Genomic DNA, 25,984 nt, shown 5'->3' with positions numbered 1-25,984 from the left:
TGCAGCCGATTCAGGTCTATACTGGCAGGCGAGAGAATGTCTGCATCTGCCGTAAACAAAACACCGCTTAAGGTTCCCGCGGACGTTGCGTCCCACGACTTCATGCCCGCGCTGTTTGGGCTGGAGTACTCGACCTACGGCACCAAACCGACGAACTTTCTCCTCTCGTTTCTCCTCCACATGGTCATGGCCTTGGTCCTGGTGATCTCGACTACGTACGTCGTCAGTCATCGCCAGGAAATCAAGGCGACCGTGACCGGTGTAGTCACCGACATCAGTCCCTACATCCTGCCGCCTTCGGCAAACAAGGCTGGCGGTGGTGGGGGCGGCGGCGACCGCGACAAGCTGGCGGCGACCAAGGGCGCACTGCCCAAGCTGTCGCGCGAGCAGTTCACTCCCCCGGCGGTGGTGATCCGCAACAACGACCCCAAGCTTCCCATGGAACCTACGGTCGTGGTTCCGCCGGACATCAAGCTGCCGCAGACCGGCCAGTTGGGCGACCCGCTTTCCAACGTGCTCGGGCCGCCATCGAACGGCACCGGCAGCGGCGGCGGTATCGGCAGCGGCAGCGGCGGAGGCGTGGGTTCCGGACGCGGTCCGGGCGTCGGCCCCGGTTGGGGCGGCGGCATCGGCGGTGGTCCGTACCGCGTGGGCGGCGGCGTCAGCGCGCCGAAAGCGCTCTACGCGCCCGACCCGGAGTATTCCGAAGAGGCGCGCAAAGCCAAGTACCAGGGGACAGTGGTGCTGTGGGTGGTAGTGGGACCCGATGGCCGGCCGCGCGATATCAAAGTGCAGCGCACCCTCGGTATGGGCCTCGACGAGAAGGCCATGGAAGCTGTCCGCACATGGAAGTTTGAGCCGGCCCGTTTGAACGGGAATCCGGTGGCGGTGCAGATCAACGTGGAAGTGAATTTCCGCTTGTACTGACGGCGAGCAGATCTACAGGAACGAAGCGCGGGTTTTGGCCCGCGCTTTCTTTTCGCTGGGTTCACGGTTTTCGGTTTTCGGTTCTCGGTTTTTGCGGGAGCGCCTTTGCCGAGAACCGATGACCGACAACCGAGAACCGCAAACCAAAAACTACCTTTTCACCGCCTTGGCAAACGGCGCGACCTTCTCCCGGGCGGTTTCCTTAGCGGTGTTGGCCCAATCCTTGGCGCTGCTGGCCCAATCCGAGCCTTTCTCGATCACGTCGCCGGCCTGCTCCTGCCAATCTTCAATCACGTCCCTGGCATTCTCGTATTTGCGCCGAAGTTCGCGCCGAATCTGCTTGCCGGTTTTGGGAGCAAACAACAGCGCGACCAGTGCGCCTGCTCCCAGCCCGATAAACAGGAAGGTAACGGCAAGACCTACCGAGCTGCGGTCCGAAGGCTGATAGTCACCAGTACGTTCTTGGTCAGTCATGGGCACCCCTCCTTGAATTCTCAGCGCATCCGCAAGCGATGATTGTAGCTCGCCCGGCGCATTGCGCGCGGTCTTTCCTGGGTTCCGCATGGGACGAGCTGTTGAGTTAGAAATGGGCTTCGCGCCGGGCGTTGTCTGCGCCCGGAAATAGTCCTGTGGAATGGCGCCGGAATTTCCCACCTTCGCCACGCTAAGGTACAATCCAATGTTGGCCTTGCGAGGGCTGAGGTCCGCTGTGACCAGCCGGCGCTCCCGCCGCCGGATTCCGCCTTCCAATACGAGAGATTCGGAGGAAAACGTACCAGCATGGCGATTCCAGCCACCCAACTGCGTCCGGGCATGGTGATCAAGCACAACAACGACCTGCATGGCGTCTTCAGCGTCGAGCACCGCACCCCCGGCAACCTGCGCGCCTTCATCCAGGCCAAGCTGCGCAACCTGCGCACCGGCGCCATGTTTGAACACCGCTTCCGCTCCGGCGATGCCATCGAAAAAGTTACGGTGGATGAAGTCCAGATGGAATACCTGTACAACGATGGTGACGCCTATTACTTCATGAACACCGAGAACTACGAACAGACGCACCTCACCAAAGACATTCTCGGCGACGCGGTGGACTACCTGATCCCCAACCTGCAGATCCAGGTTGAATTCTTCGACGGCAAAGCCGTGGGTGTGGAGCTGCCGCAAACCGTGGAGTTGACCGTGGTCGAAACCGAGCCCGGCCTGAAGAGCGCCACCGCCACCAACGTGACCAAGGCGGCGAAAACCGAAACCGGCCTGGTGGTGCAGGTGCCGCCCTTCATCAACGAGGGCGAGAAAATCCGCGTGGACACCAGCGAAGGAGCGTATCTGTCACGGGCCTGAACGTTTTCGGTTGTCGGTTATCGGTTTTCGGTGCGCCGCAAAGCGTTGTCAACGCCTGGACTCGCCGCTAACCGACAACCGTGAACCGAAGACGTTCTTTGTGAGATACTCGCGCGTTTGACCATGGCATCCGAGGCGAAGCCGCAACTTCAAACACGCCGCTATGTCGTCCGCGGACGCGTGCAGGGCGTGGGTTTCCGCTGGTTCGTGGAACGCGAGGCGCACACGCTGGGCATTTACGGCTGGGTGCGCAACACCTTCGACGGCAACGTCGAGGTGCTGGCCAGCGGAACGCGCGAGCAGCTTTCCAACCTCTGCCGCCGGCTGCAGCAGGGCCCGCGGTCCGCGCGCGTAGACGAGGTCGAGGAATCCGAGGCCCAGCCGGTGGAAGGGCTGCATACATTCCGCATCGAAGGAGCCTGGTGACCATGCCGCAAGCGGAGTCGTCGCTGTCGAATTGCGATTTCCTGAAGCAGTTGATTCGCGAGGTCCCCGATTTTCCCAAACCCGGAGTCCTGTTCTATGACATCACCACGCTGCTGAAAGACAAGGTCGGCTTTGCCAAGCTGGTGGACAGCCTCGGCCAGCGCTACATCGGGCGGCGCGTCGACCTGGTGCTGGGCATCGAGGCGCGCGGCTTCATCTTCGGCCCGGCGCTCGCCTATCGCCTGAATGCCGGCTTTGTTCCCGTGCGCAAGCCGAAAAAGCTTCCCGCCGAAACCGCCAAATGGACCTACGACCTCGAGTACGGCAGCGACACCCTGGAAGTGCACAAGGACGCCATTCAGCCCGGGCAGAGCGTGATCATTGTGGACGACCTGCTGGCCACTGGCGGCACTGCCAGGGCCACTACCAAGCTGGTCGAATCTCTCGGCGGCAAGGTCGCCAGTCTCTGCTTCATCGTCGAGCTGGACTTCCTCAAGGGGCGCGACAAGCTGGCGGGATACGAAGTGGTCTCGATGTTGCATTACGACAAATAGGATTTCGGTTTACGGTTATCGGTTTTCGGTCCCGAGGCGGTTCGCAAAGCTCGGTAGAGAGTACCGAGTACCGAGTACCGAGAACCGCGAACCGAGAACCGCGAACCGCGAACCGCGAACCGAAAACCGAGAACCTGTTTACAACCCCATTCCTCCTGAATATAGTAGCGGCACCCTCCGGGGACAGGTGAGCGTGGAATCAGCGACTGCAACCGCAATTCAATACCAGAAGACCATCAAGCAGCTTTCGGCGCTGTTTGAAGCCACGCGCCTGCTGAATTCCACGCTCGATCTGGCCGAATTGCTGGAGCTGATCCTGAAAATCGCGCGCGCCGAGGTGAACGCCGACCGCGGCACCGTCTTCCTGGTGGACAAGGAGCGCCAGCAGATCTGGTCCATCGTGGCCATGGGCCTGGAGAAGCAGGAGATTCGCCTGCCCTTCGGCACGGGCGTGGCCGGCACGGTGGCGGCCTCGGGCGATCCCATCAACGTCGAGGACGCGTACCAGCTCTCCTGCTTCGATCCCAGCACCGACCAAAAGACCGGGTATCGCACCAAGTCGCTGCTGTGTTTGCCGATCCGCCACAAGGGCGGCGGGATTGTCGGAGTCATCCAGCTTCTGAACCAGACGACGGTGGGCAGGTTCACCGCCGAAGACCAGGATTTTCTGGAGAAACTCTCCGGCCACATGGCGATGGCGCTGGAAAACGCCCGCCTGCACCGCGCTGCGCTGGAAAAGGAGCGCATGGAGCGCGAACTGGAAATGGCGCGCGGCATCCAGCGCAGTTTGCTGCCGGACGCGCCGCCGGTGATCCCCGGCTACGAGCTGGCGGTTTCCAATACGCCGTGTTTTGAAGTCGGCGGCGACTATTACGACTTCCTCAGCCTCGGGCCGCAGACGCTGCTGCTGGTGATCGCGGACGTGGAAGGGAAGGGCGTCTCGTCGGCGCTGGTGATGTCGAACCTCCAGGCCACCCTGCGCGCGCTGGTCACGCACCTGCACTCGCTGGAAGTGCTGGCCCTGTCGCTGAACGAGATGATCTGCAACGACACCAAGTCCAAGAAGTTCCTCAGCATCTTCCTCGGGCTGCTCGATACGCGCCGCAACGGCCTGCACTACATCAACGCCGGGCACGTGCCGCCGGTGATCGTGAACGGCGAGACCGGCGAGTACAGCCTGCTGCATGCGGGAGGCACGGTGGTCGGACTTTTCCCCGACTCGGAGTACGCGCGCGGCTCGGCCAAGCTGAAGCCGGGCGACATCCTCGTTCTGTGTACCGACGGCATCACCGAACCCTGCAACCTGGAGGAAGAGGAATTCGGCAGCGAGCGGCTTGCCGAGTGCGTGTCGCGCAACCGCCACAAGACGGCGGATCAGATCATTGCGGCGGTGCACGCAGAGGTGAACGCCTTCTCCTTCGGCGGCGTCCACACCGATGACAAGGTATTGATGCTGCTGAAGGTCACCGAAGGCGGGATCGACAGCGCGACCCTAAACACTCCCCCCGCCCACCCGAGGCACTCCCGCTAGGATTCGCTCACCAGCAGGGCTGCATCTTTCGCGAGATAGCCTTTGCGCCGGAACCAATCCTCCATCGCCATTTTCAGGCGGTCCAGCGGCACGCGCGCGCCGATTTCGATGACGCCATCGGCCGTCGGCAGCGTGTCGTCGAAGACCTGGTCGTTGGTGAAGTTGCGCATGGCGAAGCTGTCCAGCCACTTCAGTGGCGCGGGCTGGCGCCGGCCGTTGGATTCGTACTCGACGTGGACCTTGCGGGCAAACATGGTGGTCAGTGGCCAGTGGCCAGTGGTCAGTGGTCAGTGGTCAGTGTAAATGCCCCATCCTGTCTCGCCAAAATCGGGCGAGACAAGGGTGGGGCAACCGAGGAATAGATTCCCGCCACGAGCGCCTACCACGTGTAGTGCACTGCGTAGGTGATCGTGACCTCGCCATTGGCGGGGACGACGACCGGAAACTCGATCTGGCTCGAGTCCAGCTTGCGGTAATCGTGATTGCGGTTGACGATCTCCCAATTGTTGCAGCGGTAGAGGTGCTCGACCGCGCGCACCGACACCGCTTCCTTCTTGTGGTTACGCAGCTTGATCTCGAAGGACTCGTCAATCGTCCTCTTGGAGTTGTCCACCCGGTAGTCAATGCGGCGGCGCTCGCCCACCACGTCAAAAGCGTTGCCGGTGTAGAGGCGGATGGTCTCATCGCTGGGCGTGTGGTCAATCAGGTTCTCGCCCGTGAACTGGAGACGGCCGTCCTCATCGCGGCGGTAGAAGCGCATGCGCCCGCGAGGCAGCGCCATGCCTAGATGGTTCGCGCTCGAGTTCTTCAATTCCTGCATGACCCAGACCTTGGGGTTGGACTGCGTGCCGTAGCTGGGGTCGTTGCGGATGTTCTCGAACGACCAGCCGCGGTACTGGTTCCAATTGATGTTGGCGCCGTCGTAGACGTACAGCCGTTGGGAGTGAACGCCAGTGGCGCGCACGAATTCCACCTGCTTGGTTTCGTGATCGCGCAGGGTGACCGCGCGCTCCAGGGTGTAGAGGTGATATTCGTCGAAGGAGCGCTCGGTGACGGCGGGCTGCATGACTTCGTCGGCCATTTTCGCCATCGACCTGGGCGCGCTCATGGCCATCATCCCCGGCGCGATCTTGTTGACGTCGCCGGCCATCAGGCGGACGCGCGCGTGCTCGAACGTCTTGCCGCTGGTGTTATCCAGCGTGACCCAGCCCATCACGTCGAGAACGTCGCCCGACTCCGGCGCGACCACGTTGTAGTCGGCCTCCCAGCGCATGCCGCCGGAGACGTAGGACAGTTCGGCGTCGAGCTTGCCGGGCTTGTCGGTGGCGAGCAGCCAGTTGAGCGTCGGTTTGAGCACGGTGTCGCTGCCGAGCGCGGGAAACAGCGGCTGGCCCGGCAATCCAAATTGCAGGTGGCCGTCCACCTCGATGATGGGCTGCGTCCCGCCCTGCGCGTACTGATTGGCGTAAGCGTTGCGATAGTCGTAGATGCGCGGCACGTATCCGCTGCGGATGATCTTGCCGGGAACGATCTTGTCGTCTTTGACGCGGAACTGGATCGTCTTGCCTTCGTACATGGAGAGCAGCAGTTCCTGCGAAACCGGGTCGTTGCGAAAGTTTTGCTCCAGCACCTGGAGCTGGCGGCGGCCGAGCGGGTCGCGCAGCATCACCGAATCAGGTTCGAGGAAGCTGGTGGTCTCGGTGAAATGGATCTCGTTGACGCCAGGATGCAGTTCCAGGTGGAGCGGCTGGCGGATGACCGCGAAGTTCTGGTTGTAGATGGTGAGCGCGGGTCCGGAGGCGCCTTCGTCGGCGGGTTGGGCGGGAATGGCGGTAACCATCGCCGCTCCCAGGAAGCACATCGTCAGCAGAACGGTTACGGTGATCGCGAGTTTGCGTTTCATGCGGGTTGCTCTCCTTGGCTTTCGAGGAGAGAACGCGATGGTTGGCGCAGCTTGCAGGTGGAGAGTGATTACATTGGTAACCGCGAGAAGACCCACATCTGCCAAAACCAAGCAGATGTGAGCCACCGTCGACGAACAAATAAAAGAGGGCAGCTCGCGCTGCCCTCTTGCAACCTGAAACTGAAACTGAAACTGAAACTGAAACTATCCCTTCGCTTTCTTCAACCGCTCTTCCAGCTTGTCGACTTCCTCTTTCATGCCCTGCGGCAAATGGGAGCCGAACTTTGCGAAGTGTTCTCGGATGAGTGGCACTTCCGCCAGCCAGCCGTCCACGTCCACGCTCAGCAGCTTGGCGAGGTTGTCGGCCGGAATGTCGAGGCCGCGCGTGTCAATGTCATTCGGCGACGGCATGCGGCCGATCGGCGTTTCTACCGCTTTGCCGGTTCCGGCGCAGCGCTCGAAAGCCCACCGTAGGACGCGGCTGTTCTCGCCGTAGCCGGGCCACAGGAACTTGCCGTTTTCGTCCTGGCGGAACCAGTTGACGTAGAAAATCTTCGGCAGCTTCGCGCCCGCCTTCTTGCCGATACTGAGGTAGTGGCCGAAGTAGTCGCCCATGTTGTATCCGCAGAAGGGCAGCATGGCCATGGGATCGCGGCGGAGGACGCCGACCTTGCCGGTGGTCGCGGCGGTGGTCTCGCTGCTGGCAGTGGCGCCGAGGAAGGTGCCGTGCTGCCAGTCCAATGATTCGACAACCAGCGGCACGATGCTGGAGCGGCGCCCGCCGAACAGGATGGCATCAATCGGCACGCCCTTGGGATCTTCCCATTCGGGAGCGATCACCGGGCACTGCCTGGCCGGCGCGGTGAAGCGCGCATTGGGATGCGCCGCCTTGCGGCCGGATTCCGGAGTCCACGGACGCCGCAGCCAGTCGGTCAGCTCGGCGGGTTTTTGATCGGTCATGCCTTCCCACCAGACGTCCAGGTCGGGCGTCAGGGCGACATTGGTGAAAATGGAGTTCTTGGTGACCGAGAGCATGGCGTTGGCATTCGACTTCATGCTGGTACCCGGCGCCACGCCGAAGAAACCGGCTTCGGGGTTGATGGCGTAGAGGCGGCCGTCGGCGCCGAACTTCATCCACGCAATGTCGTCGCCGATGGTTTGCACCTTCCAGCCGGGAATGGTGGGGATGAGCATGGCGAGGTTGGTCTTGCCACAGGCGGAGGGGAAGGCGCCGGTGACGTACTTCACCTGACCCTCGGGATTGGTGAGCTTGAGGATGAGCATGTGCTCGGCCATCCAGCCCTCATCGCGGGCTTGCACGGAGGCGATGCGGAGCGCATGGCACTTCTTGCCGAGCAGGGCGTTGCCGCCGTAGCCGGAGCCGAAGGACCAGATTTCGCGGGTGTCGGGGAAGTGGCAGATGTACTTGTGTTCGCCGTTGCACGGCCAGGGAGAATCCTGATCGTTGGGGCCGAGCGGTGCGCCGACGGAGTGCAGGCCCTTGACGAATTCGCCGTCGGCGCCGAGCACTTCCATGACGCGGGTGCCGACGCGCGCCATGATGTGCATGTTGGCGACGACGTAGGGCGAATCGGTGATCTCGACGCCGACTTTGGCGATGGGCGAGCCGATGGGGCCCATGCTGTAGGGAATGACGTACATGGTGCGGCCGGTCATGCAGCCCTTGTAAAGCTGGGTGAGCCGCTCCCTCATTTTCGCCGGATCTTCCCAATTGTTGGTGGGGCCGGCTTCGTCCTTGGTTTTGGCGCAGATGAAGGTACGGTCTTCCACGCGGGCGACGTCGGCGGGGTTGGAGCGCACGAAGATGCTGTTCGGGCGCTTCTGTGGATTCATGGCGATGGCGGTGCCGCCGGTGATCATGAGGCGCAGCATCGCCTGGTATTCCTCGGGCGAGCCGTCACAGAGGTGCACCTTGTCGGGCTTGCACAACTGCGCGACATCCTCGACCCAGGCGGCCAGCTTGCGATTCCTGATCTCGCCGCCGGTAACGTCAACTGCTTCCATCGTAGGACTGGACATAATGGCGTCTCCTTCGACCCGCGAATCAAGTATTGTGCACCAACCGCGGGACGACTTCAAAAGAATTGCGCCGTGCAGCAGATCAACACGCCCCGGCACGACGGGTAAAAGTACGATTGTGAGGAAGGGACGGCGGTACCGATGTGCCCGCGGTCACTCTGAACTGTGATGCCGTACCATTTTCGGCGGATGACTAGCGCTGGAGAGCAGCGCGTTCGGCCTCGAGAACGGCGTCAACGTGGCGCAAAGTCTCGGCGACGCTCAGGGTGTGCATTTCGCGGCCGCCGTTTTCGCCCGCCTCAACCGCCCATTTCAGGTAATAACCGGCGGCCTCGACGGCGAGAGGGTCGGTGAGAATCTTGCCGGTGCGCTGGTGGTACTCCACCCAGGCGGGATGCGGCAGCGCGATCCATACGGGATGGCCGTCCACCAGAAACTTGATATCCACGGCATCGGCGTGGCGCGTGGCGATGGCCACGATCAGCGCCTGGTACATGCAGTGGATTTCCTTTCCCGACCAGCGTTCGACACAGCGGAAATCGGAGTACATGGCGAATGAGAAACTATAAATGAGGCGGGCGGCGGCAGGAAAGCCGATTTAGTAATTGGGTAATTTGGTAAGTTGGTAATTTAAGTGGTGAGTGGGATGGCGACGCGGACAAAGTCACAGAAGCGGATTGATGACCTGAGCATACTCAGGTCGGACACATTGGCGGGTATTCCCTGGCTCCTGCACGGGTTCAGCACGCGGTGCGGCGGCGTGTCGGAAGCCTACGGCGGGCAGGCGCTGAATCTGGGCATCACGCCCCAGGACAGTCGCGCAGCCGTCGAACGCAATCGCGACTTGTTTCTTCAAGCCATCGGAGCGAGCGATGACGGCGCGAGTGTGGCCCGGGCCTCCAGCCCGGGTACGCGGGTCGAAGACCCGCGCCACACACTTTGGCCGATGATTCGAATGCGGCAGGTCCACTCCAGCGTGATTCACCGAGTCGATGAGCTTCCGGCGCAGCCCCTGCAAGGTGATGGGCTGGTCACCAACCGGCCGGGGATCGTGCTGGCGGTGCGGGTTGCCGATTGTCTTCCGGTGCTGATGGCCGATCCCGTGCGGCGCGCGGTGGGCGCGTTTCATGCCGGCTGGCGCGGCACGCTGGCGCGGGTTGTCGAGAAGGGAGTGGGCGAATTCCGGCGCCAATTCGGCAGCGATCCCGCGGACATGAAGGCGGCGATTGGTCCGGGAATTCACCGCTGCTGCTATGAGGTTAGCGAAGAGCTGCGGGACAAGTTTGAGTCGCAGTTTGAGTATGTCCGCGATCTATTCGAAGAGGTCTTTTCGTCCGACCCGGTGCGGCGGAAGTATCCGCTGCTGTTCATGAACATGCGTGCGCCGGGCCACGGGGAACCACCGCGAACCCCTCACCTGGACCTGGTCGAGGCGAACCGGCGCCAGTTGCTGGCAGCCGGAGTGCGCCAGGAGAACATCTGGACTTCGGATTTGTGCACGTCCTGCCGGACGGACTTGCTGTTCTCCCACCGCAGGGAAAAGGGAGTGACGGGCAGGATGGTGGGGGCGATAGCAATTAAGAAGTCAGAATGAAGAATGACACGGACGCACGCGGCGTTTACCGTTCTTAGGTTTTTCTCTTACTTCTGACTTCTTACTTCTTAATTTTCCTAGCTCGCGCTAGGCGGGGTGATCACCGCGCCGCCGCCGCTATGACCGGTGTTCACCAGGTCCTTGAGTTCCTTGCTGGGCTTGAAGAAGGGGATCTTCTTGGCCGGAACCTCAACCCGGTCGCCGGTCTTGGGATTGCGTCCGACGCGCGGCTTGCGCTGGCGGGTGCGGAAGCTGCCGAAGCCGCGGATCTCGATCTTGTCGCCGGTGCGGAGCGAGCGCACGATGCTGTCGAAGATGGTCTCGACGATGATCTCGCTGTCCTTGCGCGTCAGTTCCGCCAGCCGCGTCACTTCATCGATGAGGTCGGCTTTGGTCATAATGATCTCTCTCCCTGTGGGTTAGGAACGCATAACATCTCAGATCGTACGCGGTTTGCGCAAGTCGAGGCCGTCTCTAGGTTGGACCCGTCTTGAATGTACCGGATTCGTGGTACTCACTTCCAGAGAAAATAGAAGCCGGGATTCTTTTGCAGGAGCTTGGCGCGGTCGGGCAGCCAGGCGGAGGCGTCTCCGAAAACCAGGTCGAGGAGGCTGTGGCGGTCCTTGGCCGGGCGAACCAGCGAGGGCTCGCCCTTGATGCCCACCGCGTTGGCCGTGTCCTTCACCGCCGCTTCGAAGTCGCCGATCTGGTCAATCAACTTGAGCGTCATGGCCTGCTGGCCGGTCCAGACGCGGCCATCGGCGAGCGGCACGATGTCCTCGACTTTCAGGCCGCGTCCGCTGGCGATGGCGGCGACGAACTGGTCCTTCATATTGTTGACCATACCCTGCAGGTAGGCTCGTTCGGCCGGGGTCAGCTCACGCATGGGATCACCGGTATCCTTGAACTCGCCCGACTTGATGACCTCTTCCTTGAGCTTGGCCCAGCGCACCAGGTCGCCGTAGTTGTACCAATCCATGATGGCGCCGATGGAGCCGACCACGCTGGCATCGTTGGCGAAAATCTTGTTGGTTCCGGAAGCCACGTAATAGCCGCCGCTGGCGCCCACGATGGCAATGTCGGCGACAATCCGCTTCTTTTTCTCGTCGCGGATGCGCCGCACCTCCTTGTAGATCTCTTCCGAAGCGGCGGCGCTTCCACCGGGGGTGTTGAGGTGGACGATGATGGCCTTGATGGAGCTGTCATCGCCGAATTTCTTCAGGTCGCGCACCGTGGGCTGCGGGTCGAGGATGACGCCCTCGATCTCCACCACCGCGATTTTGTCCCCGCTGCCGGTGACGACGTATTGCGTGCCCGGCTGGCCGCGGAGGGTCAGGTACACCAGCGTGTACACCGCCAGCACGAAGATGAAAAAAGCTCCACCCCCGATCAGCACCCACAGTCCCGTTCGCGATCGGCCACCGTTCGCCATAGAAGGCGCTAGTTTAACATCCCGGGGAGGCCATCGGACGCGGGGGCGCGCGGCGGCGCAGCAGGCGTGGGGCGCCGCGCAATTTCCATGTCCGGAGGCTCGGGCCCGCAGGCTCCGCGAAGGCAGTGTTGGATGCTGTAGTACCCGGCCTCGGCGCCGCGGGTGGCATTGGCCAATCCGGCGGCTTGCACCGCTTCAATTTCGGAGAAGAACGAAGCGCCGTACTTTATCGTCGGCTTCCCGGTGCGAGGGAAGTACTTCAGGTGAAAATGTCTCAAAGGTTCCCTCCTGCCAGCGGAGATTTCGGCGCACGGCCGGTGTCAAGAGCCGAGGAGCACAGTGCGCGATCGCGGTTGCAGATAGTCACGCTGACACCCGTGCTAACCAGGCATGGTCGGGTGCGGTGATCTCGCTTTCCACCACGATTCCACGCCGAGGTTCTGACATGAAGTCACCTCAGGTTCCCGTTGGCTGCTGACCTGTCGTTATTATTCAATGTCTGGCTGCCTGTGAATCCTGCATCTTCATGTTGGATACAAGCTGAATCCTCAACCGGAACAGCAACCCCAATTGGCACTGAATGTCTGGCTGCCTGCGAATGCTGCATGTTCATGTTGGATAGAATCTGAATCCTCAATCGGAACAGCGACCCTATTTGGCACTGAAAGGCGCGATGCGGTTCAGGGCACGATGACGCGGAGCGCGCGCGGGCATACGCGGACTTCCGCCGGGGTGCAGCCGATGAACTCGCCGTCGGCGAAGATGTCGAGCGGGCGCTCGCTCTCGATTCTCAGCGCCGAGCACTGCGCGTACTCGACTTCGGGGAGCGACAGGTGCGCGCCGGAAAAGACGGTGGGAAAAAGACGGAGGAGCCGCAGCTTGGAGGTGCGGCGGACGAAACAGACGTCGAGTTTGCCGTCGTCGAGGCGCGCGCGCGGGGCGATGCGCATGCCGTGGCCGTACGAGGGCGCGTTGGCGAAGGCGACCAGCGTTGCCGGTTGGTGAAAGCGGCTCCGGCTGTCGGAATCGAACAGTTCAAGCGTGACCTCCGGGGCTTCGAAAGCCAACAGCGCGGCGGGAAGCGACAAGACGTAACCGCCATGGCCGCGCAGCCACGAGGGCAGGCGGTTGGCGCGGCGATTGACCTCCGAATCCAGGCCCGCACCGGCAACGCAGCAATAGAGCGAGTTCTGAGTTTCGAGTTGCGAGTTGCGGGCGCCGGCGCCGAGTGTGATTTGCGCGACGTCGATAGAACGCACGTTGTCCGCTGCGGAACAGAACCGTCGCCATGCCGCGTGTGCCTGGCGAACGGTTCCCAGGCCCAGAGCGCGCGCGAAATCGTTGCCACTGCCGGCAGGAACGCAGAGCACCGGCACTTGCGAAGCCACCGCCCCCGCCAATTGCCGGTGAACGCTGCCATCGCCGCCGAAGATCAGCACGGCGTCCAACGCTGCATCGGCATGCAGGTCGGAAATGGCGGCAATATCCACCCCAGGAGCTTGAAACCGGCGGAGTTCGCGCAGGGTGGCCTTCGGTCCGAGGATGGCGGCGGCGCGCATTAACGGTTGAACTATTGTGCGCCGGAGAGGTCATCGGCGGGTAGCAGGACGAAGTTGCAGCCGCCGGCGGGAACGCAGGAGAGGGTGCCGCGGCGGAGCAGGCGGGTGGGCGTGGTGTCGGGGAATGTGAATTCAACTTTGGCGCGGCGCAGGGCGTCGGCGAACGGCTTGAGGTTGTCGCTGCCGCTGATGAAACGCGTTTCTTCCACCTTCGCACCGGGGCCGAGCACGAGATAGAAATCGGCCTGGGCGGATTCCTGGAGCAGAGGGCCGAGCCCGACGGTGCGCAAGGCTTCGAGATCGCGGCGGGCCTTGTCCACCAGGCCGTCAATCTTCAGGTCCAGCATCTTGCTTTGCACCGCGCCCTTATCGCCCGCGGTCTTGTTCGCGGCTTTCTTCACCGCCTTTTCCGCAGTCTGATCCGCCGCCGTGGACGCGCTGTCCGGTTTCCCAGCGAGCAGGGCGGCGAGCCGCGGGCGCGTCTCGGGCAGCGGCTTGTACGCGGCCAGAGCCTGGGCATAGGTCTGGATGGCTTTTTCTTTTTCCCCGCGCTTTTCATAGACCTGAGCGAGGTGGTCGCCGACCTCGCCGTGCTGGCCGAGCAGCCAGGCGGCGCGGATGAATTGCTCGGCTTGATCGAGCTGGCCGCGCTGGAAATGGACCCAGCCCAGGGTATCCCACTGCGCCGCCAGCGAGATGACGAGCGCCTGCTGCTCCAACTGCATGCTGTCGGCATTGAGATTCCGCAGGGCGGCGGCGGTGGAGGCGACGGCTGATTCGGCGTACTGCTGCGCCAGATCGAGGTGCACGCCCTTGAGGCTGAGCTGGTACGCGATGTTGTTCCAGGCGCCGGGCGCAGGGGCGATCTGCACGGCGCGATCGAACGAGGCGAGGGCCTTGGCGTCGTCGCCGAGGTCGAGTTGCGCCTGGCCCAGGCTGATGAACGCCTGCGCATCCTGCGGATTAATGGACGTCGCCTTTTCCAGTTCGGGGAGCGCCTCCCGGTCCTTGTGCTCCTCCAGGTACATGATGCCGAGGTTGCGGTGGGCGAATTTGTCGAGCGGGTTGACTTCAATCTGCTTGTGGAACGCCTCGGCGGCCTTGGCGTAGTCGCGCTTCTCCCACCAGGCGCGGCCGAGGTTGTTGTAGGCAAACTCGTCGAAGGGATTGATTTCGATCTGCTTCTGGAATGCGGCAATGGCGTCGGCGGTGCGGCGCTGCGCCAGGTAGGCGTTGCCCAGGTCGTTCCATGCGGATTTGTGCTTGGGCTCCAGTTCGACGACGCGCTGCAGCAGGTCGGCGGCGCCACGAAAGTTCTGCGCCTGCAGAGCGCTGAGTCCGGCCTCGTAGAGCTCTTCGGACTTGACGTTCTCGGGCGGCTTGGGCGTGCCCTGCTGAGTATTGTCGAGGGCAAGCTGCTGGGCCTCGTCGGCGACGACGGCGCGCCGGAAGGCGGCGTAATCGCGCAGGCGGGCGGCAGGAATTTCGCGCGCGCGCAGGTTGATGAAGCGCTCGGCGGTGAAGCTGTTGCCCTTCAGGTCGTACACCGCGTGGTACTCGGCATAATCGCGCTTCATCTCGAAGGGCAGCGGGGCGCGCGCGCTGAAGGTGGCGGGCAACTGGATTTTCAGGCGGACGGTGATGGAGCCAGGCGCGCCGATTTCGATGGGCTCAGCGGAGTTTTCGTCGGACTCGGAGAGATCCGGAAGGCGCAGCCGGGCCAGCGGAAGATCGAGTTGCGACTGGTGCTTGGACCAGTCGAGGAAGTTGGGCTGCGCGATATCGAACTCGAGGTGAAACGGGCCGCGGTTGTCGGTAGGATCGTCCACTTTGAGTTCGGTGACGTCGCCGCGCAGACCTTCGAGTTGCGCCACCACCTTGGCCAGATCTTTCCAGCGCGCGTTCGGCACCTGGCGAAAGCCGACGCGCAACGGCAGCTCGCTATCACCGCTGAAGGAGAGGCGCACATGGGCGGTGAGCTTGCCGAGATCGCTGACCTTGCCTTCGGTCTCGATGACTTGCGTATTCGGCACGGGCGAGTCGGCGGGGGCTTCCATGAGCTGGGCCGCCCCGCTGGGCGGGATGACCAGCGCTTTCTTCTTGCGCAGGTTGTAGGTGAGCAGGCGGAAGGGCGCTATCTCCGTGGTGGTATCCAGCCAGACCATTTCCTTGCCGATTGGCACCACGCTGATGACGTGGTCGAACTGCGAGGGCGAAGGCAGGTCAGGATCGATTTTGCGGCTGGAATTGATGAGCGCGGAGGAGGCGTGAATGCCCACCGAGTCGAGCAGCCCTTCCAGCAGCGTGTGCTTGTCTTTGCAGTCGCCGTACTGGTTGGCGAGGACTTCGGCAGCGGAGTGCGGCTGATAGCGGCCAACCCCGAACGACAGGCTGACGTAGCGGAAATTCTTGGCGACGTAATCGTAGATGGCTTGCAGCTTTTCCATCTCGGTGTTGCGGCCCTTCACCAGTTCCTCGGCGCGGGCGCGGACTTCGGGCGAGGGCGCGCGGCGGTCGCGTTCCAGTCCGGCGTACCAACGGCCCACGGCGTCCCAGGAGGCAAAGGTGGTCATCTGCACGTCCGGTTGCTCGGGCTGGGCGCGGCGGCGTTTCTTCTTGTCAACGTCGTCTTCGTCGCGCTGTTTGTGAGAAGAAGACCAGCGATAGATTCGGCGCTCGCCTTCGTCGCTGATCGTCGCGTCGTGGCCAAGGCTGGTCTTCAGCTTGACGGCGCGGTTGCGCGGGATACTGACCTCGAGCTGGTCATCGAGAATGACGCCGGCGTCGAGGAAGCGGTGCTCCATCCAGAATTCGTTGGGAGCCAGCGGCGTGTGGGTGATGGTGACGACCTGATATTCGAGAATTTCGCCCGGACGCAGGCCGGGAACGGTGACGTGCTTCTGGTGAAAATCAGTGTAGACAGGCGCTTCGCGAGCCACGGGCGGGTTGAGGTCCTGAATGGCCGAGGCCGGCGCCGTGACCACGACGCCGCCGGACTTGAGAACGCGGACATACGGGATCTGGACAGATTCATTGGCGGAGCTGTAGCCGAAGATGAGCTGTCCGAACACCTCGACGCCGGCTTCGGTCTGCACCCGGATGCGGGCGGTCATTTCTTTGCGCCCGGTGCCGTCGTTTTCGAAACGGTACACGGTGCGCTGGGACTCGACGACGTAGGCCTCCTGCGAGTAGTCGGCGGCCTTGTCTTCCATTTTTGCAGTGCTAGGCGCCGCGGGAAGCTGTTGGCTGAAAGCGGCTGACGCGAGGAGGAGAATTACGGCGAGGAGCTTCATGGGGATAGGTCAGTTGTATCGCAAATAGTGGCCAGTGGCCAGTGGCCGGTGCCCAGTGAACATCGGTGACACGACGCGTCCAGTCGAAGGCCTGCGGACTACGTCAGCGTCGCCCGTGCGTTGACCAGGTCGTCTTCCATGTCCACGCTGAGCTGGAAGTTGAGGCGCTTGCAGATGGCGCGCATCTCGCGGTTGACGCCGAGCATGGTGGAGGCGACGTACTTCAGCTTTTCGTCCCGGGCGATCTGCAATAGGCGGCTGACAATTTCGGTCCCGAGACCGCGGTGCTGGAACTCGTCGCGAACCAGGACGGCGATTTCGGCCCCTTCTGTGCCGTGCAGCTTGCTGAGGCGGCCGACGGCAAGGACTTCGCTGGAACCGTCGGGGTGCTTGAACTCGGTGACCAGCGCCATTTCGCGGTCGTAATCAATGAAGCAGATCCGCGTGAGGCGCTCGTGCGCGGTGCGCTGCGTGAGTTTCAGCGGCTGGAAGTAGCGCAGGTAAACGCTGCGGTCGGAGAGGCGGCCGTGAAAGTCGATCATCAGCGGCTCATCCTCGGGACGAATGGGCCGGATGGTGACCTGGATTCCGTCTTTCATTGTCCAATCGCTGACGTACTGCTGCGGATAGGGGCGGACGACGGGACGCGGGAGCTGGTCTTCGCGGGTGTCGGCGGGATGGAGGACGACGCGCGCGTCCAGGGCGAGGAGGCGGTCGCCGGAGGCAAGCAGCGGGTTAATGTCGATCTCCTTGATCCATGGCTGGTCGACGACCAGGCGGCTGAAATTCACCATCAGCGTTTCCAGCGCCGCCAGGTCCACCGGGGGCAGGCCGCGCACGCCCTGGAGCGCCTTGTAGATCCTGGTCTGCTCGAACATGCGGCGGGCGAGCGTGGTGTTGAGCGGCGGCAGCGCGAGAGCATTGTCCTGCTCGATTTCCACCAACTGGCCGCCGCGGCCGAACAGCAGCACCGGGCCGAACTGCGGATCAATGCTGCTGCCGAGGATCAGCTCGAAACCGTCGCGCGAGATCATGGGCTGCACGGTGACGCCCAGGAAATGCTGGCGGCCGGCCTTGGCGCCCACGGCGTTCTCGATGGTCTGAAAAGCGGCGCGAACGGCGGCAGCATCCTTGAGGTCGAGCTGAACCCCGCCGACATCGGTTTTGTGTGTCAGGGTAAGCGAGTGCAGCTTGACGACGACGGGATAGGTGATGGCGTCGGCGTGCGCGACGGCTTCGTCGGCGGTCGCGGCGACGCGCGTAGTAACCGTGGGAATGAAATACGCGGCCAGAATTTGCTTGGATTCGGCTTCGGAGAGCAGCGAGCGGCCGGCCTGGCGCGCGGATTGGATCAGCCGGTCGGCGGTGGCGCGGTCGGGCTCCTGCTCCGTCTGGCTGCGCAGGACGGGAGTTTCGTAGAGACCGCGCAGGTTGTAGCTCCACCGCCACATGTAGGTGAAAGCGCGGGTGGCAGTGTCGGGAAACTGGAAGGTCGGAATGCCGGCGCGGTTGAGGATTTCGTTGGCCGCGACGATCTCCGCGCCGCCCATGAAGCAAGCCAGGATCGGCTTTCCGGTCGAGGTGGCGTAGGGCTTCAGCAGTTCGGCAATTTTGGTCGGCTCGGCCAGGCCCTGGGGCGCGGTCAGGACAAGGATGCCGTCGGCGTTGGGATCGTTGAGCGCGATTTCCAGCGCCTTACCGTAGCGCTCGGGTCCGGCGTCACCGAGGATGTCAATGGGATTGCCGTGGCTCCAGTGCGGCGGCAGGATCTTGTCGAGTTGTTCGAGCGTGCTGGGGGAAAGCTCGGCGAGTTCGCCGCCCTGGGCCGCGAGACCGTCGGCGGCGAGCACGCCCGGGCCGCCGGCGTTGCTCAGGATGACAAGACGCGGGCCGCGTGGGCGCGGCTGCTTGGCCAGGACTTCCGACATGTAAAAGATGTCAGAGATAGAGTGGACGCGGAGCACGCCGCTGCGGCGAAAGGCGGCGTCCAGAACTTCGTCGCTGCCGACCATGGCGCCGGTATGGGAGGCGGCGGCCTTGGCGGCGGCTTCGGTACGGCCGGCTTTGATCACGATGATCGGCTTGTTGAGCGAGACCTCGCGCGCGGCGGAGAGAAATGTGCGCGCGTCGCCGATCGATTCCATGTAAATGAGGATGGACTGGGTGCCAGTGTCGTTGCCGAGGTAGTCAATCAGGTCGCCCCATCCGACGTCGAGCATGGAGCCGACCGAGACGAAGGCGCTGAAGCCGACCAATTCGCGCAGGCTCCAGTCGAGAATGGCGGTGCAGAGGGCGCCGCTCTGGCTGAGGAACGCAACACTGCCGGGGCGCGCGATCTGTTGCGAGAAGGTGGCATTCAACCCGGTAAGCGGGTTCATGACGCCGAGGCAATTGGGGCCGACGACGCGCAGGCGGGTGCCGCGGATGCGGTCGGCGATCTGGCGCTCGAGTTCGAGGCCATCTTCGCCGTGCTCCTTGAAGCCGGCGGAGATGACAACCGCGGTCTTCACGCCCGCCTGCACACATTCACCAATGATGCCGGGCACGGTGGCGGCCGGAGTGGCAATGACGGCCATGTCCACCGCTTCCGGAACGGCGGCGACGTTGGGGTAGGCCTTGATGCCGAGGACACTGGCGCGGTCCTTGCTGACGGGATACACGGTGCCGCCGAAGGGACTGCTGACAAGGGCCCAGAGGACGCGGCGTCCGATGGAGCCGGGACGCTCGGTGGCGCCAATCACGGCGACGGTCTTGGGATGGAAGAGCGCGTCGAGAGGATGGCCCTCGGTGTGAAGGACATCGTGCGCCTTGTCGGTGGTGGAAGTCTTCATAGCGGCTTGGGCCACGTGATCCATCGCGGCGGCATCTCCTGTTGGTGCGGCCCTAAGTGTAATCGTTTCCAGGGCGGCCAGGGAGCAAGCGTGGTCACAAACCTATGTGACGGGCGGTAGCGCGCTGCGGGGTTTTTTGTTGCGTGCCCGGTACCAAGCCGAAAGGTTTGCGCCCCCCGCCCTCGAAAAAGCATCCGATACGGAGGTTTTCCGGCGCCGAAAGCGCGGAAACAGGAGTAAGATCGTTGCATTCATGCGGGGTGCCTGAGCTTCATTCTTCCCGTTGCGGGCGCGGATTGATCGCAAGCAGTCATAGGGCCTCATAGCGAGGTTCCCCGAAATATCCGGGGAAGTTTCATGAAGTTGGAGGCCGGATGGAGCAGGTAACTTCACCCAACAACCCGCCGTCGGCGGCGCCCAAGGCGGAAAGCAATCGGAATTTCTGGATCTATACGGGATACGTAGCAACGGCACTGGGCCTGCTGGGAGTCTTGGCCTATCACTTCTCCGGGTATCTGCTGAAGTAGGCGGAGGCCTGACGTGGCCGGAACGCCGCATCGCGCCCGGCCCGAGCGCATTCTCGAGGTCCCGCGACACGCGTCGGCGGCAGTGTGCAATGCTAGAATGAAGCTTTCACCCCGGCTCTGAATCCCTCTTTACGGACGTCAATGCCTTGACCGACAACGGTCCTAACCGCACGCCTGTCACTTACGCCGATGCCGGGGTTGACCTGGAGCGCGCCGGCCGCGCCAAGCAGCGCATCAAGTACCTCGCCCATAAAACATTTACCAAGAGCGTGCTCAGCGAGATCGGCGGCTTCGGGGGACTGTTTGCCCTCGACAAGAAGAAGTACAAGGACCCGGTGCTGGTGGCGAGCGTGGACGGGGTCGGGACGAAGCTGAAGGTCGCGTTTGAGATGAACCTGCACCACACCATCGGCAGCGACCTGGTCAACCACTGCGTCAACGATATCGCCGTGCAGGGCGCCGCGCCGCTGTTCTTCATGGATTACTTCGCCACCGGCAGGCTGGACCCGGAGGTCGCGGAACGGGTGGTGGCCGGCATCGCCGACGCGTGCAAGCACAACGGCTGCGCCCTCATCGGCGGCGAAACCGCGGAGATGCCGGACTTCTACGAGCACGGCGAGTATGACCTGGCGGGGTTCATTGTCGGAGTCGTGGACAAAGAAAAGGTTCTGACCGGAAAGGACGTGCAGGTCGGTGATGTGCTGATCGGCCTGCCGTCCAACGGCCTGCATACCAACGGATACGCGCTGGCGCGCAAGCTGCTGTTCGAGATCGCACACTACTCGCCGGAAACCTATGTCAACGAGCTGAAGAACAAGGTCGGCAACGAGCTGATGCGGGTGCACAAGAGCTATTGGCCGTTGCTGAAGAAGCTGGTGGAGGGCGACGCCGTGTCGGCGATGGCGCACATCACCGGCGGCGGCATCACCGGAAACCTGCCGCGCGTGCTGCCCAAGGGAACGGCGGCGGTGGTCGAGATGGGCTCCTGGCCGGTGCAGACGATCTTCCAGCACCTGCAACAGCTCGGGAGCATCCCCCAGGACGAGATGATGCGCACTTTCAATATGGGCATCGGGATGATCCTGGTGGTTCCGCCCAAGAAGTTCAAGAAAGTGCAGACCGTCCTGGAACGCGCCGGCGAGAAGGGGTACACCATCGGACGAATCGTCAAGGGCGAGCGGAAAGTGCTGTACACCTAGGAGTTTTCACCACCGAGACACCGAGGACACCGAGTCCCACCGAGTTTCTCGTTTTCAAGATGAGGCTTTTTTCGGTGAACCTCGGTGCTTCGGTGGTAGATTTTTGACCCAAATCCCTACAAAATACCTCGCATGAAAAAGCTCGGCATTTTACTTTCCGGACGCGGGACTAATTTTGCCGCCATCGCGGAGTCGGTGAAGCAAGGCCGCATCCTGGCTGAAATTACGATTGTCATTTCCAACCGCGCGGAGGCGCCGGGCATCGAGCACGCGCGCCAGCTCGGCCTCGACGCGCGCGTCATCATCAGCAAGGGACGTGTGCGCGAGGAACACGACGCCGACGTGGTGGCCGCACTCAACGAAAAGCAGGTTGACCTCATCTGCATGGCTGGCTACATGCGGCTGTTGTCGCCGCTGTTCATCCGCGCGTTCCCCAACCGCATTCTGAATATTCATCCGTCGCTGCTGCCCTCGTTTCCCGGCCTGGACGCGCAGAAGCAGGCGATCGAGCACGGCGTGAAGGTTTCCGGCTGCACCGTGCATTTCGTGGACGAGGACCTCGACCACGGCGCGATCATTGTGCAGCGGGCGGTGCCGGTGCTCGATACGGACGACGATCACTCGCTGGCGGCGCGGATCCTGGTTCAGGAGCACCTCGCCTACACCGAGGCGATCAACATCGTGCTGCGCGGCAATTACGAGATCGCGGGCCGGCGCGTGGTGGAGAGGAAGGCGGTGGCGGCGCCAGTTCCGTAGTAGTTTGGCGGCATATGTCCGGCGCTCGCTCACTGCGAATGGATAATTTGAAACCAGCCGCGGAGGGGCGAATGTCCCCGGCTCGTCAAACCAGCCCCGAAGGGGCGAATGTCCCCGGCTCGTCAAACCAGCCCCGAAGGGGCGAATGACAATAGCCCGGCGCTTCAGCGCCGGGAACCGTGCAGCCACACACCGGAGTCCCGTAGGGACGGCTGAACTCATGTCGTTTTCGCGGCGGCGGTTCGCGTCACAAGCGCGACATCGTATTCTGTTCCCATGCTCAAAGTGAAGCTCTTGGTCCCCACGGCGAAGGCGCCCACCGTTGCCCACCCAGGCGAGGACTTGGGATACGACGTCTATGCGGCGGTAACGATCACGGTTTCCGGACGGAACCACGGCGTCGTCTCCACCGGGATTGCCATCGAGATCACCGACGATCACGGCCGGCCCATGGGGGCGCTGCTGCGCGACAAGTCGTCCATGGCTGCCAAGCGCATGGTGCTGACCGGCGGCGTGATTGATTCCGGCTACCGCGGCGAGATCAAGGTCCTGATGGAAAATCTGGGCGATGGGCCGGCCACGATTCACGCCGGCGACAAGATCGCCAACCTGATTCCTTATCCTGTGCTGACCGGAGAAGTGCGCGTCGTGGAAGAGCTGGCGGAGTCGAAGCGGAAGGCCGGCGGTTTCGGCTCCACGGGGCGCAAGTAGAAATTAACCACGGATCAACGCGGATAAGCGCGGATAAGAAAAAAGGAAAAATCAATCCGCGAAAATCCGCGTGAATCCGCGGTTAGTTTTCGTTGCTTTGGGTCGTTTGCGGTAATCTTGTTTGCTTATGCCTGCGTTCCGACCCGTTGACGAGCAGCTCGCCTACATCAAGAAGGGCGCGGCGGAGATCATCCGCGAAGACGAGCTGCGCGACAAGCTGAAGAAGTCTTACGAAACCGGCAAGCCGCTGCGGGTAAAGATCGGCCTCGATCCCACCGCGCCCGACCTTCACCTGGGCCACACGGTTGTGCTGCGCAAGCTGAAACACTTCCAGGATATGGGGCACACGGTCATCTTCCTGATCGGCGATTTCACCGGGATGATCGGCGATCCCACGGGCCGCTCGGTCACGCGTCCGCCGCTGTCGCGCGAGGAGATCAACCAGAACGCCGAGACCTACCTGGCGCAGGCGCACAAGATCCTGGATCCCAAGAAAATTGAAATTCGCTACAACAGCGAGTGGCTGGACAAGCTGGGGTCGGAGGGATGGATCCGGCTGGCGGCGAAATACACGGTGTCGCAGATGCTGGAGCGCGAGGACTTCCATAAGCGCTTCCAGGAAGAAAAGCCGATCGCGCTGCATGAACTGCTGTACCCGCTGGCGCAGGGATACGACTCGGTGGCGCTGGAGGCGGATGTGGAGTTGGGCGGCACCGACCAGAAATTCAATCTGCTGGTGGGACGCGAGCTGCAGCGCTCCCATGGACAGCCGTCGCAGGTGGTGTTGACCACGCCGCTGCTGGAGGGCCTCGACGGTGTGCAGAAGATGTCGAAGTCGTACGGCAATTACATCGGCATCACCGAGCCGCCCCTGGAAATGTATGGCAAGGTGATGTCCATCTCCGACGCGCTGATGTGGCGCTACTACGAGCTGCTGACCGACGTGAGCGCGCAGGAGATCGAGCGCCTGAAGTCCGATGCGGCTGCCGGGCGCGCGCACCCGATGCAGTTGAAGAAAGACCTGGCACGCAAGATCGTCGCCGATTTCCATTCCGCGGAAGCGGCTCGACGCGCGGAAGAGGATTGGGCGAAGCAGTTCCAGCGCGACGAGGCGCCGGAGGACATAGAGCACGTGAAGGTGTCGTACGCCGACGTCGCTGCCGGGGGGAATCATGCCGACGCGGTGAGGCTGGATAAGTTGCTGGCGCGCGCCGGGCTGGCAAGCTCGGTCAGTGATGGTCTGCGCAAGATCAAGCAGAACGCTGTGCGGGTGGATAACGAGGTCAGATCCGAGCCGATTTTGAAGGTCAAAGTTCCTGGCGAGATCACGGTGCGCGTGGGGCGGCTACTGAAGAAAGTCACCATCCAATAGCAGGGACGAAGCGCTCGAAATGACCACGCCACGTTTGGCGGCGGATTACAATCCCTCCATGAGCACCACACTCACCCCAGTCAAGACCTTTGGATTTCTCCTCGACGGACGCTGGATCTCCGAGGGAGAGCTCCGCGAAATCCGCGCTCCGTATGATGGCGAGGTGGTCGGCACCGTCGTGTACGGCACGCGCCAGCACGCCGAAGCGGCGATTGCGGCAGCCGTCAAGGCGTTCGAGACCACGCGCCGCCTCCCCGCTTACGAGCGCCAGCGCGTCCTGCGGTCCGTTGCCGACGGCCTCATCGCCCGGCGCATCGAATTCGCCGACGTCCTGGCGCGGGAAGCAGGGAAGCCGCTGAAGCAGGCACGCGCCGAGGTGGAGCGCGCGATTTCGACCTTCCAGATCGCGGCGGAAGAGAGCACGCGCATCACCGGCGAAGTCCTGCCGCTGGACACCGCGCCCCCCGCCACCGGACGCTGGGGGATGGTCAAGCGCTTTCCGCTGGGCGCGATCTCGGCCATTACGCCGTTCAATTTTCCGCTCAACCTGGTGGCGCACAAACTGGCGCCCGCCATCGCCTGCGGCTGCACCATGGTGCTGAAACCGCCGCCGCAGGATCCGCTCAGCGCGCTGATGCTCGCCGAACTGGTGCAGCAGGCAGGCTGGCCCGACGGCGCGCTCAACGTACTCGCGCTCAGCAACGAGGACGCCGCGCCGCTGGTCACCGACGAGCGCGTCAAGCTGCTGAGCTTCACCGGCAGCTCGGCCGTCGGCTGGGAACTGAGGAAGAAAGCGGGCAAGAAGCGCGTCGTGCTGGAACTGGGCGGCAATGCCGGCTGCATCGTGCACGGCGACGCCGACCTGAAGCAGGCGGCCGATCGTTGCGTCGCCGGCGGCTTCGGCTACGCCGGGCAGACCTGCATTTCCGTGCAGCGAATTTTTGTCGAGCGCAAGGCCATGGGGAAGTTCACCGAGCGCCTGGTCGAGGGCGCGGCGAAATTAAAGCTCGGCGATCCCCGCGACCCGAACACCGATGTCGGGCCGATGATTCGCGAAGCGGACGCGGTGCGCGCCGTCGCATGGATCGACGAGGCTGTGGCCGCGGGCGCGAAACTGCTGTGCGGCGGCCATCGCAACGGGCCATTCGTTACACCGACCGTGCTCACCGAAACCAAGCCCAACATGCGCGTGAACTGTCTCGAAGTGTTCGCGCCGGTGGTGACCGTCGAGCCGTACGACGATTTCAATGACGCGCTCCGCCGCGTCAACGATTCCCCTTGGGGACTGCAGGCCGGACTGTTTGCCCGCGATGCGCGCCTGATCTTCCGCGCCTTTGAAGAACTGCAGGTGGGCGGCGTGATCGCCGGCGACATACCCACCTGGCGCATGGACCAGATGCCGTACGGCGGAGTGAAAGACTCCGGCGCCGGCCGCGAGGGCTTGAAGTACGCGATCGAGGAGATGACAGAAAGAAAGCTGCTCGTGATGAACGTGCAGTAGCGCCTCTGATGCGCGCTAGGCGGCTTTGGTTCTGCCCTTCATCTTTCCGGACGCCCAGCGCTTCTTCATCAGTTCCGAGAGGCGCTTACGGCCGGCGGCCGACATGCGGCGGCGCCGGCGCTTGTGGGGCCCGGCGGATGCGGACCGCGCGACGCCATTCGAGTGAATCGCTTCGATGGCAGCGATCGCGCGGTCAATGCGGTTACGTTCAGCATGCAGTTGGGTGAGGATTTGTTTGGTGTCCATAATTTCGCTCGCTGGTGATCCTACCAGCCGGATACGATGCATGACAAGTAAGTCGGAAATTGGTTACTGGTCCGACCTGCCCCGCCTAGTTCTTTACCGCTTTGACAACAATTTTGGCTGAATCCCGCTCTCCGCGGCCCCCTTCAGGGACGCCGCTGCCCGGATCAGATTCGGTGCGTGGGGATGGCAGATGAAATTATTTTGGTGCGCGAGAGCGTCTTGGAACATCTGGGTCAATACA

The 25,984-nt window shown here is 62.8% G+C and carries 24 protein-coding genes; 12 read left to right on the top strand and 12 right to left on the bottom strand.

The annotated features are described in order from the left end of the window. Positions 1–36 precede the first annotated feature (36 nt). Positions 37–927, top strand: coding sequence for an energy transducer TonB (locus tag LAN70_04205; protein MBZ5510352.1), 891 nt, complete (start codon positions 37–39; stop codon positions 925–927). A gap of 150 nt (positions 928–1,077) precedes the next feature. On the opposite strand, the gene LAN70_04200 is transcribed toward LAN70_04205, so the two are convergent. Further along, positions 1,078–1,590 (bottom strand): YtxH domain-containing protein, encoded by a 513-nt coding sequence (locus tag LAN70_04200; protein ID MBZ5510351.1) that lies wholly within the window; start codon positions 1,588–1,590, stop codon positions 1,078–1,080. A 117-nt stretch (positions 1,591–1,707) separates the two neighbouring features. Here LAN70_04200 and efp point away from each other — a divergent pair, with 117 nt between their 5' ends. From efp to LAN70_04180, 4 genes are all read left to right on the top strand, one after another. Beyond that, complete coding sequence (gene efp / locus LAN70_04195; protein MBZ5510350.1) at positions 1,708–2,268, top strand: elongation factor P; 561 nt, start codon at positions 1,708–1,710, stop codon at positions 2,266–2,268. 123 nt (positions 2,269–2,391) lie between these two features. Next, on the top strand, positions 2,392–2,694 hold the full coding sequence (locus tag LAN70_04190; GenBank protein ID MBZ5510349.1) for an acylphosphatase: 303 nt from the start codon (positions 2,392–2,394) through the stop codon (positions 2,692–2,694). A 2-nt stretch (positions 2,695–2,696) separates the two neighbouring features. Further along, the gene (locus LAN70_04185; protein ID MBZ5510348.1) at positions 2,697–3,248 is read left to right on the top strand and encodes an adenine phosphoribosyltransferase; all 552 of its coding nucleotides are present in this window, start codon (positions 2,697–2,699) and stop codon (positions 3,246–3,248) included. Between the two features lie 193 nt (positions 3,249–3,441). After that, the gene (locus LAN70_04180) at positions 3,442–4,779 is read left to right on the top strand and encodes a SpoIIE family protein phosphatase (GenBank protein ID MBZ5510347.1); all 1,338 of its coding nucleotides are present in this window, start codon (positions 3,442–3,444) and stop codon (positions 4,777–4,779) included. Here LAN70_04180 and LAN70_04175 read toward each other — a convergent pair. From LAN70_04175 to LAN70_04160, 4 genes are all read right to left on the bottom strand, one after another. Beyond that, positions 4,776–5,033: a hypothetical protein gene (locus LAN70_04175; GenBank protein MBZ5510346.1), complete on the bottom strand. Its 258-nt coding sequence runs from the start codon at positions 5,031–5,033 to the stop codon at positions 4,776–4,778. The two genes, LAN70_04180 and LAN70_04175, sit on opposite strands and share 4 nt — an antisense overlap. A 125-nt stretch (positions 5,034–5,158) precedes the next feature. Continuing rightward, complete coding sequence (locus LAN70_04170; protein MBZ5510345.1) at positions 5,159–6,682, bottom strand: hypothetical protein; 1,524 nt, start codon at positions 6,680–6,682, stop codon at positions 5,159–5,161. A 204-nt stretch (positions 6,683–6,886) separates the two neighbouring features. After that, a complete protein-coding gene (locus LAN70_04165) occupies positions 6,887–8,707 on the bottom strand; it encodes a phosphoenolpyruvate carboxykinase (GTP) (protein MBZ5510344.1) in 1,821 nt (606 codons plus the stop codon). A 208-nt stretch (positions 8,708–8,915) separates the two neighbouring features. Further along, on the bottom strand, positions 8,916–9,272 hold the full coding sequence (locus LAN70_04160; protein MBZ5510343.1) for a hypothetical protein: 357 nt from the start codon (positions 9,270–9,272) through the stop codon (positions 8,916–8,918). 96 nt (positions 9,273–9,368) lie between these two features. On the opposite strand from LAN70_04160, the gene pgeF reads away from it, so the two are divergent. After that, positions 9,369–10,316, top strand: a complete 948-nt coding sequence (gene pgeF / locus LAN70_04155; GenBank protein MBZ5510342.1) for a peptidoglycan editing factor PgeF — start codon at positions 9,369–9,371, stop codon at positions 10,314–10,316. A gap of 77 nt (positions 10,317–10,393) precedes the next feature. Here the strand turns inward: pgeF and LAN70_04150 are convergent, their stop codons facing one another. The 6 genes from LAN70_04150 to LAN70_04125 form a co-directional block, all read right to left on the bottom strand. Beyond that, on the bottom strand, positions 10,394–10,714 hold the full coding sequence (locus LAN70_04150) for an integration host factor subunit beta (protein MBZ5510341.1): 321 nt from the start codon (positions 10,712–10,714) through the stop codon (positions 10,394–10,396). 116 nt (positions 10,715–10,830) lie between these two features. Then, positions 10,831–11,748 (bottom strand): signal peptide peptidase SppA, encoded by a 918-nt coding sequence (sppA, locus tag LAN70_04145; protein ID MBZ5510340.1) that lies wholly within the window; start codon positions 11,746–11,748, stop codon positions 10,831–10,833. A gap of 8 nt (positions 11,749–11,756) precedes the next feature. Next, a complete protein-coding gene (locus LAN70_04140; GenBank protein ID MBZ5510339.1) occupies positions 11,757–12,026 on the bottom strand; it encodes a hypothetical protein in 270 nt (89 codons plus the stop codon). Positions 12,027–12,428: 402 nt separating this feature from the next. Beyond that, positions 12,429–13,307: a hypothetical protein gene (locus LAN70_04135; GenBank protein ID MBZ5510338.1), complete on the bottom strand. Its 879-nt coding sequence runs from the start codon at positions 13,305–13,307 to the stop codon at positions 12,429–12,431. A gap of 11 nt (positions 13,308–13,318) precedes the next feature. Next, positions 13,319–16,600 carry a DUF3857 domain-containing protein gene (locus LAN70_04130; protein MBZ5510337.1) on the bottom strand — a complete coding sequence of 1,094 codons (3,282 nt, stop codon included), beginning with the start codon at positions 16,598–16,600 and terminating at the stop codon, positions 13,319–13,321. A gap of 98 nt (positions 16,601–16,698) precedes the next feature. Then, on the bottom strand, positions 16,699–19,431 hold the full coding sequence (locus LAN70_04125) for a bifunctional acetate--CoA ligase family protein/GNAT family N-acetyltransferase (protein MBZ5510336.1): 2,733 nt from the start codon (positions 19,429–19,431) through the stop codon (positions 16,699–16,701). Between the two features lie 374 nt (positions 19,432–19,805). On the opposite strand from LAN70_04125, the gene LAN70_04120 reads away from it, so the two are divergent. The 6 genes from LAN70_04120 to LAN70_04095 all read left to right on the top strand — a co-directional run bounded on the left by LAN70_04120 (position 19,806) and on the right by LAN70_04095 (position 25,497). Further along, the gene (locus LAN70_04120; protein MBZ5510335.1) at positions 19,806–19,958 is read left to right on the top strand and encodes a hypothetical protein; all 153 of its coding nucleotides are present in this window, start codon (positions 19,806–19,808) and stop codon (positions 19,956–19,958) included. Between the two features lie 146 nt (positions 19,959–20,104). Beyond that, positions 20,105–21,157 (top strand): phosphoribosylformylglycinamidine cyclo-ligase, encoded by a 1,053-nt coding sequence (purM, locus tag LAN70_04115; GenBank protein ID MBZ5510334.1) that lies wholly within the window; start codon positions 20,105–20,107, stop codon positions 21,155–21,157. A 132-nt stretch (positions 21,158–21,289) separates the two neighbouring features. Further along, entirely contained in the window at positions 21,290–21,913 is a 624-nt protein-coding gene (purN, locus tag LAN70_04110; protein MBZ5510333.1) for a phosphoribosylglycinamide formyltransferase, read from the top strand. Between the two features lie 276 nt (positions 21,914–22,189). After that, on the top strand, positions 22,190–22,624 hold the full coding sequence (dut, locus tag LAN70_04105; protein MBZ5510332.1) for a dUTP diphosphatase: 435 nt from the start codon (positions 22,190–22,192) through the stop codon (positions 22,622–22,624). A gap of 127 nt (positions 22,625–22,751) precedes the next feature. Next, positions 22,752–23,996: a tyrosine--tRNA ligase gene (gene tyrS, locus LAN70_04100; GenBank protein MBZ5510331.1), complete on the top strand. Its 1,245-nt coding sequence runs from the start codon at positions 22,752–22,754 to the stop codon at positions 23,994–23,996. A 58-nt stretch (positions 23,997–24,054) separates the two neighbouring features. Beyond that, positions 24,055–25,497, top strand: a complete 1,443-nt coding sequence (locus tag LAN70_04095; protein ID MBZ5510330.1) for an aldehyde dehydrogenase family protein — start codon at positions 24,055–24,057, stop codon at positions 25,495–25,497. Between the two features lie 15 nt (positions 25,498–25,512). On the opposite strand, the gene LAN70_04090 is transcribed toward LAN70_04095, so the two are convergent. Next, entirely contained in the window at positions 25,513–25,743 is a 231-nt protein-coding gene (locus tag LAN70_04090; protein MBZ5510329.1) for a hypothetical protein, read from the bottom strand. Positions 25,744–25,984 lie beyond the last annotated feature (241 nt).

The sequence above is a fragment of the Terriglobia bacterium genome (genome assembly GCA_020072845.1).
In the GTDB taxonomy this organism is placed as follows: Bacteria; Acidobacteriota; Terriglobia; order Terriglobales; family Acidobacteriaceae; genus JAIQGF01.
Note: the sequence above shows the minus strand (reverse complement) of the source record. Positions and strands in the feature narration are given on the sequence as shown.